The following is a 12114-nucleotide window of genomic DNA, read 5'->3' as shown; positions in this document are numbered from 1 at the left end:
GTTGAGCAGCGCGCCGCGGCGCTGCATTTGGGTCCGCTGCTCACCGACGCTGAACGCCGATACCTGACGTGCGATGCGACGTGTGAAGTGTGGTTCGAACGTCGCGGCGAGGTCATTGGTGCCGGCCGGGCCACCCGCTTGATCAACCGGCGGCTTCGCCGCGCGCTGGAGCATCGGGACCGCATGTGCGCGGTGCCCGGCTGTGGTGCCACCCGTGGTCTGCACGCCCATCACATCCGGCACTGGGAAGACGGCGGCTCCACGGAGTTGGCCAACCTGGTGCTGCTATGCCCTTATCATCACCGGTTGCACCATCGTGGCGTCATCACCATCACCGGGCCCGCAGGCGCGCTCACTGTCAGCGGCAACGCGGGCCGATTACTGAGCCCGGGATCGCTGGCGCGCCCACCAACTCAACCCCCGCCCGCCGTGGCGCCCTGCCCGGGACCCACCGGCGAGCGCGCCCACTGGTGGTGGTATACACCCTTCCAACCCCAACCACCCCCCGATAACAACTAGTCCCGGTTACCGGCGATGATCAAACATGTTGGGGTATCAAGGAATTCGTTCACAGTACCGTCGGCCTACCGCGTCGTGGACATCGGGGCCGACAACCAAACCCGCACTGCCCCCGCGACCCTCATCAACACCCGCGGTGACAGTGCGCACTAACTTGAGTCAAGTTGGGTATGCGCGCGAGAAACTTCAGGCGCCGCCGGTCATCCGCTCTGACTCGGGCAGATCGAGGTAGCGTTCCAGGTTTCGGTGCATGTTGATCACCCGGCGCTCCTCGTTGGACAGCACCAGGTGGGTGAAGCCGGGCTGATGCAACCCACGCTGCAAACCCGGCAGCACCTTGATGTCCTGGGTCAGCACGATGCCGGGTTCGGCCTGTTCGGCTGACGTCCGCACGTCGATCGGCTTGTTGTACGCCGCACCCGGCGCCATCCGGCTCATCAAAAACATCGTCAATTCACCACGATCGGGGTCGGCGGCGGGCCGCGAGCACATGACGGTCAGGTGATCGGCGTTGGCCAGAAGCGTCATGTTGGGAAACACGTTGTACTGGTGCAACCGTGTCATCCGGTCGGTATCAGCCCAGTCGAGGTCGACCCCGCGGCTCGCGGCGAATGCCCGGGTCCGGTCCGCGATCAGGTCGGCAACCGTCTGCCCGGGCCGGGGTTCGTCGGCGGGGAACGGGGTGCCTTCGGCGGCGCCCATCAGCGCTCCCTGCGTGTAGACGTAGGCATTCCAGACTTCTTCGTCGCTCAGCGCGCCGTCAAAGCGTGGGCTCTGCACGCCGTAGGGCTGGTCCGACTTCCCGGTGTGGCCCCAAATCTGTTGCGGCGCATGAATATCATCGACACAACGCAGCAGTTCGGGATGCAGGGTCTGGATATGGTAGGTCTCGCTGTATCCGTCGGCGATGGTTTTCCAGTTGGCGTCGACCTCGACGGTGAGCGTCGCGTAGCAGCGGAAATCATCTAGATGGCACCAGGCGATGTCGTCGGGCACCGCCTCCAGGTATTCGGTCAACGAGCTCGCGCCCGGGTCGAGGTTGACGAAGACGAGCCCGGCCCAGGTTTCGACCCGCGCCGGTATCAGCGGAAAATCGGACATCCGCAGCGAGCCGAAGCCCTTGCGGTTGGGCACCCTTTTGAGCGCGCCGCCCAGGTCCCAGGTCCAACCGTGATAGCCGCATTTGAGTTCCCGCAGGCCCGAACCGGATCCGGTGCACAGCGAATTGCCGCGATGCCGGCAGACATTCTGGAACGCGCGGAGCATCCCGTCGTCGTCGCGGACGATCAGCACGCCGTACGGGCCGCACCGGTACTCGAAATAGTCGCCAGGCGTCGCCACATGGTCGACCATGCAGGCCAGTTGCCACACCCGCGGCCACATCCGCTGCGCCTCGAGCGCGGCGAAGGCGGGGGAGTAGTAGCGCTCGGCGGGCACCAGCGTCGGGTTTTCCGGCGGGGTGCCGATGGCATCCTCGTCGCGTGTCCGCGCCGGATTTCCGGCCGCCGTTGCCATCGACGGGAGCTCTTAGCGCGCTCCGCGGACCAGGCGGCCGGGGCGGGCCCCGGTGTCGACGTCGTTGCGGCGGGTCACCGTTCCGCTGACGACGGTCGCGGCATAGCCACTGGCTCCCTGCAGAATCCGGTTTCCCCCGGCGGGCAGGTCGAACGCCATTGCCGCCGGGTGCAGGGTCAGCGCGTCCATGTCGACGACGTTGATGTCGGCCTTCTTGCCGGGCTCGATGGTGCCGCGGTCGGTGAGGCCGAACAGGTGGGCGGTGTCGCGAGATTGCTTGCGGATCACGTATTCCAGCGACAGCTTCTCGCCGCGATGCCGGTCCCGCGCCCAGTGCGTGAGCAGGAACGTGGGGTAGGACGCGTCACAGATCATCCCGCAGTGGGCGCCGCCGTCGGAGAGTCCGAGCACGCCGGCGGGGTGCAGCATCATCTCGCGGATCGCGTCGTGATTGCCGTCGGCGTAGTTGAACAACGGCAGCATCAGCATGGAGGTCGCGTTGGACTCCAGCATGAGGTCGTACAGCGTGGACAACGGATCCTCGCCGCGCGCCTTGGCGATGGCCGCGACGGCGCGGTCCGGCGTGGGCTCGTAGTCCGGCGGATCGCCGAGCGCATACAGCCTTCCTAGCGAGTGCTGCACGAGGGCGAACATCCCGTCGAACAACAACGTGGGGTCGGCGGGCAGGTCGTCCTCGGACAGGATCGCCGCCTTCACCGCGGGTTCGGCCAACCGCTGCGCGAGCTCGTCGCGGCTGCACTCGGCCTTCAGCCGGCGGTAGGTGGGCCGGTGACTGAAACCGTGATGGCCTTGGAAGCCGATCATCATGCCGAACGGGCGCGCCGCGATCTGGGGGTAGAGGCGGGCGCCCGCGGCGTGCGCGTCCGCGGACAGGTCGAGCATCTCGCGCCACAATTTCGGATCGGCGTCTACCTGGATCAGCGCGAAGGACACCGACCGGTCGATCTCGCTGCTCAGTCGCCGCATCCAGTCCAATTCCTTTTTCGGCCCGATGATGTCCTCGCCCGCGGCCCCCTGCGGGGCCAGCTCGAACACCGCCTGACCGCCGGCCGCCATGGCACGGCCGAGACCGAACAGCTCCTCCTCTGCGGCAAACGTGCCGGGGACCGGTTCGCCGTCCATCGCGCGATGGCCCATCGTGCGCGACGTGGAAAATCCGAGCGCGCCGGCCTCGATCGCCTCGCGAACCAGCCGTCCCATCGCCTCGATGTCCTCGGGGGTGGCCGCCTCGTTGCGGGCGCCCCGCTCGCCCATCGCGTAGGCACGGACCGCGCCGTGTGCGACCTGGCTGCCCACGTCGACGGCGAACTTCTGCTTGCCGACCGCGTCGAGGTACTCGGGGTAGGTCTCCCAGCCCCAGGTGATGCCTTCGGTCAGCGCGGTGCCGGGAATGTCCTCGACGCCCTCCATCAGCTCGATCAGCCACTGCTCACTGCCGGGCCGCACGGGCGCGAAGCCGACGCCGCAGTTGCCGGTCACGATCGTGGTCACGCCATGGCCGCTGGAGGGCTCGAGTAGGCTGTCCCAGCTGACCTGGCCGTCGTAGTGGGTGTGGATGTCGACGAAGCCGGGGGCCACCACATGCCCTGTCGCGTCGATGGTTTCGGCCGCCTCCCCGCTCATCGCGGGGCCGTTGGCGGAGCGGCGCACGACGTCGACGATCTTGCCGTCCTTGATGCCGATATCGGCGGCATAGCGTTCCGCGCCCGTGCCGTCGACGACCGTTCCACCGATGATCTTCAGGTCGAACATGAGACTCCTCTTCGCCGCCGTGCGCGGTCTCGGGAAAGCTGAGCGCTGAGACGCGCAGCATTTCGCTACGGTAGGTAGCGTAACTCTTGGCGCGACGAAGGCAATAGCTCCAGCCGAATTGGCCGGCCCTACAACGAATCCTTCAGGGCTGCGACGGTTTCCAGGTCATCGAGCGCCGCGACACCGCGGCGCACGCCTTCCATCGCGATGTTCTCGACCTGCATTCCGCCCATTCCGGCGGTGATCAGGGGCGCGACGTATGCGTATAGCGCGCCCTGGCGGAACCGCAGCCACAGGTCGTCGCGATCCAACTCGGGTCCGCCGGCCGCCGTTAGCGCCCGCCGGTAGTCGTCGAGGAGTTCGCGCTGGTTGGCCTGACGGTCCTCCGGCGTCAGGCTGGTGATCAGGGTGTAGGCCAGTTCGCGCGAGGGGTGTCCCCGGCGCACCGCCTGCCAATCCAGCAGCCCGGCCTTGCCGCCGTGGAAATACATGTTTCCCGGATGGGCGTCACCGTGCATGACGGTGTGAGGAGGCGTGTCGATGAGTGCGGCGACGGCGCGGTAGTTGTCGGCGATAAAGCTGCCAGTGTCGACGGGGACGTCGACAAGGGAAGTGCGCTCGGCGAGACGCTTGATCGAGGTGCGCATGAGCGAACCGGTCAACAACGACGTGACGTCGCCCGACGGCGTGTACAGCCAGCCCATTGGGCCGCGCCCGTCGCGTGGCAGGCGGCCCCAGAAGGTGGCGTGCAGTTCGGCCAGCAGCTCGATGATCAGGCTCGCCTGGTCGGCCGACAACGGATGCAAGGTGTCCGGGAATTCGCATGACTCGGCCGGCAGGTCCTCCAAGACCAGCAGGTACCGGCCAGTCCAGGCGTCGAACGCCGCGCCATAGCAATAGGGGACACCGATGACCTGCGGCGCGAGCGCACGGTAGAACCGCACCTCGGTGTGTCCAAGGCGCCCGAGCTCGCCCATCAGCCGGGTGGCGGCGGTTTGCGCCGCGACCTTGACGAACACCGAGTCAGGGACGTTCTTACCTGTCAAAACCAGCCGGCCACGCGAGGACGTCCCCGCGTCGCGGCTCAGAACGCGGATCGACCGAACGGTGGTTCCCATGACCCGCGACAGCACCGCGGGGTCGATGTCCTCGACGGTTCGCGGCAGGCCGAACCGTCCTCCCACCACCGCGTCGGTGGCCACCCGGCCGGCGCCGCGGCCCAGGTGAGCGGCCAGACCGAGGAAGGATAAAGCGTGTCCCACAGGATTTTTCATGTCCATCCATCCTGATTTGCAGGCCGGCCGCGGTGCTGCGCTATCAACACCGGCACCGTCGGGCAAAACCAATCGAACGTCTGGACATCAGACAATATACGATTATTGTCTGATCTGTGGAACCAGGGCCCTCACCACGAACTGCTCGACGAATTCTCGTTTGTCTGCGGCGGGGCGATATCGCCACGACGGCGCCAGTAGAAACAGCGTCGTGGTGTGCAACCACTGGACGATCGACCGGAAATCGACGTCGGGGTAGAGCAACCCCGCCGCCTTCCAGCGGTTCAGCAGCGGCCCGTAGTGCCGCAGCAGCAGCTCCACGATGGGTTCGGAACCCTTTTCGAGCGCCGACGCCATCGCAGTGCTCTCGGTCGCGAACAACGCTTCGTTCAGTGCGTTGCCGTCCACCGACTCCACCCGGGCCAACACCAGCTCGGGCACCGATCGAATGGGGTCGTCAGGGGCGGGCAGCTTGCGCACCAATTCAGCGATCGCGCTGTCCACGCGCGTCAGCATCAGGCCCAGCAGGACATCATCGCGGCCGGGGAAATACCGGTACACCGTCGACCGGGACACCCCCGCCTCGTCGGCCACTTCGCCCATCCGGAACTGGGTGTTGCCGCGCCGGACGATGCAGCGGCCCGCGGCGTTCAGGATCCGCCTGCGGGCCTCCTCGTCGTCAAGGATCGCGCGGTCATCGCCCCACCGCCGCCCCGGTTCCATGGCGGCGATGTTACGGGATGCGTTGTGCTGCTTTGTTATCTGATGCGAACAGAATCCGGCCCTACCCTCGCCGGCACTGAATCATATTGCAGCGCAAGGCCTTAACCAGCCAGAAAGGTCCATCGATGGGGTACTCCGCCGCGGACGAGTCCTTCACCCACCAGCTTCCGACGACGTTCGACCAAGTGCACAACTCGGACCCGACATGGTCGGATCGGTGCTACTTCTTCGCAGCGTCACCGGACGGCACCATGTTGATGGCCAGCGGCTACGGCAATAACCCGAACACCGCCAGCGGGCTGGGCTACGTCAAGGTCAGCCTCGCCGACGGCCGGCACTGGGACCTGTTGTCCGGGCGGCCGGTCACCGGCGACGACCGCGGCGAGCTGAGCGCCGGGCCGATGCGCTGGACCTGCGTCGAGCCGCTGAAGAAGTGGCGATTGGACATCGAGCCCAACAACTCCGGAATCGAGTGGGAGCTCTATTACGAACCCACCGCCCCGATGTGGGAGCTGTTGCCCATGCAGGTGCATGGAAAGGACGGCGAATTGCTCGCCGACATGTACCACATGAAGGAGCCGGGGCGGTGGAGCGGTTGGGTGCAGATCGACGGGGAACGCATCAGCGTCGACGGCTTCCATGGCGGTCGTGACCGCACCTTCGGGGTGCGGATCTCGGACAAGATCGATTTCTGGTTGTGGCTCGACGCCGGCTTCGATGACCATGCGATCGAAGCCTGGGTCATCGAATCATCTGACGGTACCGTCAGTTACGTCGATGGCGGCATCACGTACGCAGACGGGACCCTGTCGAAGCGATTCGTCCAGATCGAGCACGAGGTCGAATTCGACGGCGACCGCAAGCGACCCACCCGCGCGGCGCTCGTCTTCACCGACGAGGACGGCAACGCACATCGAGTGTTCGCCGACACGCCCTATCCGGAGGTCAACGCCTACTACGGGCTGCCGATGGCGCACTGCCAATACGAGGACCTGGGCGGTGGGGCCTACTTCATCCATTTCGCTTGGGACAGCGCCAATCCCGAACAGCTGATTGAGACCGAGGGTAAGTCGATGGCCCTCGACCAACTGATGCGGTTCGAGCGTGACGGCGAGACCGGTTGGGGCATCTTCGAATTGCTGCTCGGTGGCCAGGGCTACCGCCGCTACCCGAACTGGACGCCGATGGACATGTCCGCATTCACTCAGGACAAGACGCCGGTCGATCGCTTGCCCGCCGACAGCGAGGGGGCCCGTCAATGACCCTGGGCGCGGCAGCGGAACAACGGTTGAGCCGCTGGCTGCGCACCGAGATACGGAACGCCGACGACGTCCGCATCGAGGGCATCGACCGGGTGAGCTTCGGGCACTCGGCCGAGATGATGACGCTGAGCGTCGTCGCCCGGCGTGGCGGTCGAGAAGACCTGCAAGACGTGGTGTTGCGCCTGCGCCCCGAGCCACCCGCGCTGCTCGAACCTTACGACCTGGCGCGTCAGTTCCGGATCCTGCGCGCATTGGCCGATACACCGGTCCGCGTCCCGCGGGCGCTGTGGCTCGAGTCGACCGGCGACGTTCTGGGCAGGCCGTTCTTCGTGATGGAACGGGCGGCCGGCGACGTCTACGAAATGGAGCCGCCGTCCGACGCCGCCGACCCCACGGTGGTGCGGATGTGTCAGAGTCTGGTCGAACAGCTGGCCGCGATCCACACCGTCGACCTCGCCGGGACCGGGCTGGAAGCCCTCGACGAAGGCGCCGACCACCTCGACCGCGAACTCGGGCACTGGGCCGCCGAGATGGACCGGGTCAAGCGCGACCGCCTGCCCGCCCTGGAGCGGCTGCACCGCGAACTGCTGGCCGGCAGGCCGACGCCGTGCCCGAAAGTGACGCTGGTGCACGGCGACGCCAAACCGGGCAACTTCGCCTTCACCGGCGGCGAGGTCAGCGCGGTCTTCGATTGGGAGATGACGACCGTCGGCGACCCGCTCACCGACGTCGGCTGGCTCGAAATGTTGTGGATGCAGCCGGTCGGGATCAACAGCCACCCCGCGGCCCTGTCCATCGATGCCCTGCTCGCGCATTACGAGTCGGCGAGCGGCATCACGGTCACCAACCGGCCCTGGTACCGGGCCTTCAACGCCTTCAAGATGGCCGTCATCTGCCTCATCGGCGCGATGCTCGTCGAGGACGGCCACAGCGACGATCAGAAACTCGTGCTGGCCGCCTACGGCACCTCGCTGCTGACCGGTGCCGGGCTCACCGAACTCGGGATCGACGAGCCCCTCGACGACGGTCCAGTGCTGCCGCGCGAAGAGCGCATCCAGCAGGTGCTGGCGCAGTCGTGCTGATCAAGCGTTACAGCCGGGCCGCGTCAGGTCGCTCCACGTTAACGTGACACGAGTGCCTTGCGGCGTGCGGTCGATGGTGACGTCGTCGGCGAGCGCCTCCATCAGCGGGATGCCACGTCCGCGCATCTGCTGTTGGTACTGGACCGGCTTATTCTGCCGCCACCGGCCGCGGTCGTCGACGGACACCGCCAGGGTGCCCGAGCCGCCGTCGTAGGCCGCCCGCACGTCTACCGTCCCGGACTCCGCGGCGTCGACGTAGGCGAATTCCGCGGCATTGGCAAGCGCTTCGTTCACCGCCAGTAGCAGATCACTGAAGCGGTCGTCGTCAAGCGAGAAATATCGTTCGAGCCACACCGCGAACTCGGCGCGGGTCCGGGCCGCGCTGCGCGCGTCGGCGGCCACTCGCGTCCGCACAAACCGGGATCGGTCATCGATGTTCGACACGTTCTGCGGCTGATCAGAGCGGACCATCGTCCCCAGTTGCGTCCCCACTCCGTGGAGCCTCACTCACCAGCGATACCGCTCAGCGCACCGTCGAGGCTGCTGTAGAGCGAGAGCACGCTGTCGATTCCCATCAGTTTGATCGGCCGGCTGGTCGCCGAGCCGTCGGCGACCACCGCGAACTGCGTCGGCGGCTCGACGTCCGCCTGCGCGGTCACCAGGACGGTCATCCCGGCCGAGGCCAGAAAACCGACCTTGGACAGATCAACGATCAGCGCCGCGGGCTTGGTCGCCAGCGCGGTCTGAATGGCGTCGGCAAGCAGTGGCGAGCTGAGCATGTCGACCTCGCCGGAGACGGTGAGCACAACCGCCTGATCTACCTGGTGTTTGCCCACTTCAAAAGCAGTTGGATCGACAAAATCGCCGGATTGTTCGCCCATGGTCTATCACTCACATTCGATCCCGTGCGGGACACCGCTAGCTCTAACAGCCACTCCCATAACCGGGGGCTGTTGATTCAACCCCTCGGGAACACGCTTGTCCACGGAGGAGACGCACTCCGTCGATCTGCGCCACCAAATGCAGATACAGCTACAAGTGTTTAGTCAATGGTAGGACACGCGGCGTACCACGCTCAAAACGCTGAACGATTTCGGGCGCCGCGACATAGTCCGGATGTGCGTAACGGGCAGCGCAGAAGTTGCACCGGGCACCGGCCGGTGCGTGAATTGCTTCCCCCCGCTTCGTCTTCAGCTTGCGCGGCGTGGCCTGCACAAACGAGAAGGACGGTGGGCCGTAAAACCCGGTGATCGCGGCGTTCCTGGCCACCACGAGCAGAACCGAACGCCGCATCGCGACGTGGTCGGAATACCTGCTCTACGGCCTGTTGCTGGTGCAGCCCCTGACCGGGTGGGCCATGCTGTCGGCGGCGAGATTCCGGATCACGCTGCTCGGGCCGGTTGCGCTGCCCGGCATCGCACCGCGCAACATCGACGTTTTCGCGGTGCTCCGCGAGTGCCACGGTGCCTTCGCGCTGCTCCTCTTCCTCGCGTTTACCGCCCACATGACGGCGGTACTCTTCCACACGCTCGTCTTGCGTGACCGGCTCCTCGACCGCATGGCGCTGTGGCGCACCAAGCCACCAAGCCTCGTCAGCCAGACCGACGCTGAGACCGAAACCGCAGTCCGACGACCTGTCTGCTCGGGCTCGAAGTGGCCGAATATGATCGGCACGATTCAGATCTTGAGCGCGCGGTCACCGGCCGGGCGTGCTGTGCCCGTGAGGGCCACGAGGAACTGGGAGAGATCAATGTCGAACCAGCAGCAAGCGGACCGGATGACGTCGGGGAAGGGCTTCATCGCGGCGCTCGACCAGAGCGGCGGTTCGACGCCCAAGGCGCTGCGCCTGTACGGCATAGAGGACAACGCCTACTCCTCTGAGAAGGAGATGTTCGACCTCATTCACCAGATGCGCTCGCGGATCATCACGTCTCCGGCTTTCACCGGTGACCGCGTGCTGGCGGCGATCCTGTTCGAGCAGACCATGGACCGTGAGATCGCGGGCAAGCCGTCGACCACCTACCTGTGGGAGGCCAAGGGCGTGGTGCCCATCCTCAAGATCGACAAGGGTCTGGCGGACGCGTCCGACGACGTCCAGCTGATGAAGCCGATCCCGGGCCTTGACGAGCTGCTGGACCGGGCCGCCGGCCTGGGCGTCTTCGGCACGAAGGAGCGGTCGGTGATCGGCGGCGCCAACCGCAAGGGCATCGCGGACGTGATCGCCCAGCAGTTCGAGCTTGGCCACCAGGTGCTCTCGCACGGCTTGGTGCCCATCATCGAGCCCGAGGTGACCATCTCGATTTCGGACAAGGCCGATGCCGAGGGCATCCTCCGCGACGAGATCACCAAGCAGCTCGACGCCGTGCCCGAGGACCAGCGCGTCATGCTCAAGCTGAGCCTGCCCACCGAGGTCAATTTCTACCGTCCCCTGATCGAGCACCCGAAGGTGATGCGGGTGGTTGCCCTTTCCGGTGGCTACTCCCGCGAGGAAGCCAACGAGTTGCTCGCGAAGAACACCGGGTTGATCGCCAGCTTCAGCCGGGCTCTGACCGAGGGCCTGACCGCCGACCAGTCCGACGAGCAGTTCAACGCCACCCTCGACAAGGCGATCCAGTCGATCTACGACGCCTCTGTCGCCGGCTGACCTAGTAGTGGTGCCGGGCGATACGCGGTGGCCCAGTGTCGTCGTCGGAGACCAGAGCGGGCACCATCTCACTGGTCACCAAGCCCTCGTCCCGGGTCAATTCGTCGATGATGTCAAAGGATTCGGCGATGTTGGCCGGGGTGTCGATGACGATGGTGACGACGGGTACCCGGCGGGTCAGCGAGAGCAGTTTGTCGCCGTGGGGTGGGTGATCCCCGTGGAAACCCCAGACGCCGCGTAACACGGTCGCGCCGTCCGCGGTTTTGGCCTGGCGCAGCCGCTGGACGATCGCGCGGTGGATCGGCGCACCGCCGTAATGTGCCGACTCCGAGGTGTAGATCGTCAGCTGCTGAAACAGCGGCAAGCCGCGCTCGTCAACGCCGGGCAGGGCGTGCGGCCGCTCCAGGAACTGGCCGTCGCGCTTGCACACCCGGACCCGTTCGAGCGTGACCAGGGGCCTGCGCAGCAGTTCGCCGATCTCCGGCAGCACGCGACCGATCCGCTCACCGGATCCGACGACGACGATCATCATCGGTACGTCGGCGTTGCGTCCAAAAAAGTTGGCGCGCTGGCGTTCTCCGTGCGCGATGCCGTCCACACCGAGCAGCACCGTGGCGCCGGAAAGGCCGCGCCGGTGCATCAAATCGCAGGCGGCGATGTAAGCGGGTGATCCGTTGACGCGTTGCTTGCGGCCGACGTAGATCGTCAGCTTGACCGCGTCGCGCAGATCCTCGGGCAGCTCCGGTATCCCGATGTCGTCGTGCAGCAGCCGCGCACGCTCCAACGTGACCAGGCCGCGCTGCTTGACGGCCAGCACGGGGTCGAACAGGGCCTCGATCTTCGTTCTCGTGTCGACCGCAATGATCGCCACCGGCGGATCCTCGGACAAGGTCAGGGACTCGTCGGTGCGCAGATAGTGACCGGTGCCGAATCCGCCTATCCCCCGCAGCAGGACCCCGCAAGCGATTCGATGCTCTGCGTACAAGCCGAGCAGGACATCGGAGACGAAGCTGCCCCCGGTGCGCCTGCGCTCGGCCAAATAGGTGGTGAGCTTCAGGCAATCGTCGTCCATCGCCGCTCCCGTCGCCTGCGGTGAGCCTACCCGCTCGGAGACATCAAGCGCCGCTGCGGTGTTCGACGCCGGATTACGTCAGCGCAGCTGTTCGGTCGGTATCCGCGGCGGCTGATCGGCGATCGTCAGCTTGCGGTGAGGGCTTCCACGATGAGCCGGGTGGTCCGCTCGGCCCGCCGGCGCGAATAGGGCTGCGCGCCGGAAAGGATCGGGTACACCACCCCGCCGACGATCGCGTCTGCTGCCGATT

The 12114-nt window shown here is 66.3% G+C and carries 11 protein-coding genes and 2 pseudogenes; 5 read left to right on the top strand and 8 right to left on the bottom strand.

Features of this window, described 5'->3' with window-relative positions; all coding sequences use genetic code 11:
* Positions 1 to 519, top strand: a 519-nt coding sequence (locus tag VFW69_RS20145; RefSeq protein WP_526503857.1) for an HNH endonuclease signature motif containing protein, incomplete at its 5' end; no start/stop codon positions are given.
* A gap of 186 nt (positions 520 to 705) precedes the next feature.
* On the opposite strand, the gene VFW69_RS20140 is transcribed toward VFW69_RS20145, so the two are convergent.
* The 4 genes from VFW69_RS20140 to VFW69_RS20125 form a co-directional block, all read right to left on the bottom strand.
* Complete coding sequence (locus VFW69_RS20140) at positions 706 to 2034, bottom strand: aromatic ring-hydroxylating oxygenase subunit alpha (RefSeq protein WP_526503855.1); 1329 nt, start codon at positions 2032 to 2034, stop codon at positions 706 to 708.
* A 12-nt stretch (positions 2035 to 2046) separates the two neighbouring features.
* Positions 2047 to 3807, bottom strand: coding sequence for an N-acyl-D-amino-acid deacylase family protein (locus VFW69_RS20135; protein WP_526503853.1), 1761 nt, complete (start codon positions 3805 to 3807; stop codon positions 2047 to 2049).
* Between the two features lie 128 nt (positions 3808 to 3935).
* On the bottom strand, positions 3936 to 5081 hold the full coding sequence (locus VFW69_RS20130; protein ID WP_526503851.1) for a phosphotransferase: 1146 nt from the start codon (positions 5079 to 5081) through the stop codon (positions 3936 to 3938).
* Positions 5082 to 5183: 102 nt separating this feature from the next.
* On the bottom strand, positions 5184 to 5804 hold the full coding sequence (locus VFW69_RS20125) for a TetR/AcrR family transcriptional regulator (RefSeq protein ID WP_526503849.1): 621 nt from the start codon (positions 5802 to 5804) through the stop codon (positions 5184 to 5186).
* Positions 5805 to 5929: 125 nt separating this feature from the next.
* Between VFW69_RS20125 and VFW69_RS20120 the strand changes: the two genes are divergently transcribed.
* Positions 5930 to 7066: an Rv3169 family protein gene (locus VFW69_RS20120; protein WP_526503847.1), complete on the top strand. Its 1137-nt coding sequence runs from the start codon at positions 5930 to 5932 to the stop codon at positions 7064 to 7066.
* Positions 7063 to 8148 carry a phosphotransferase family protein gene (locus tag VFW69_RS20115; protein WP_526503845.1) on the top strand — a complete coding sequence of 362 codons (1086 nt, stop codon included), beginning with the start codon at positions 7063 to 7065 and terminating at the stop codon, positions 8146 to 8148. Before VFW69_RS20120 ends, VFW69_RS20115 begins: the two co-directional genes overlap by 4 nt.
* Here the strand turns inward: VFW69_RS20115 and VFW69_RS20110 are convergent, their stop codons facing one another.
* Both VFW69_RS20110 and VFW69_RS20105 read right to left on the bottom strand, forming a co-directional pair.
* Positions 8149 to 8592, bottom strand: coding sequence for an ATP-binding protein (locus tag VFW69_RS20110; RefSeq protein ID WP_526503861.1), 444 nt, complete (start codon positions 8590 to 8592; stop codon positions 8149 to 8151).
* A gap of 59 nt (positions 8593 to 8651) precedes the next feature.
* The gene (locus VFW69_RS20105; RefSeq protein ID WP_526503843.1) at positions 8652 to 9029 is read right to left on the bottom strand and encodes an STAS domain-containing protein; all 378 of its coding nucleotides are present in this window, start codon (positions 9027 to 9029) and stop codon (positions 8652 to 8654) included.
* 377 nt (positions 9030 to 9406) lie between these two features.
* Between VFW69_RS20105 and VFW69_RS20100 the strand changes: the two are divergent.
* Positions 9407 to 9730 (top strand): annotated as a pseudogene (locus tag VFW69_RS20100) (cytochrome b); the annotation flags it as partial.
* Between the two features lie 168 nt (positions 9731 to 9898).
* Entirely contained in the window at positions 9899 to 10792 is an 894-nt protein-coding gene (locus tag VFW69_RS20095) for a fructose bisphosphate aldolase (protein ID WP_526503859.1), read from the top strand.
* Between the two features lies 1 nt (position 10793).
* Here VFW69_RS20095 and VFW69_RS20090 read toward each other — a convergent pair whose 3' ends face one another.
* Positions 10794 to 11864, bottom strand: a complete 1071-nt coding sequence (locus VFW69_RS20090; protein WP_526503841.1) for a putative PII-like signaling protein — start codon at positions 11862 to 11864, stop codon at positions 10794 to 10796.
* Between the two features lie 125 nt (positions 11865 to 11989).
* A pseudogene (locus tag VFW69_RS20085) lies at positions 11990 to 12114 on the bottom strand (TetR family transcriptional regulator); the annotation flags it as partial.

The sequence above is a fragment of the Mycobacterium sp. genome, assembly GCF_036273375.1.
In the GTDB taxonomy this organism is placed as follows: Bacteria; Actinomycetota; Actinomycetes; order Mycobacteriales; family Mycobacteriaceae; genus Mycobacterium.
Note: the sequence above shows the minus strand (reverse complement) of the source record. Positions and strands in the feature narration are given on the sequence as shown.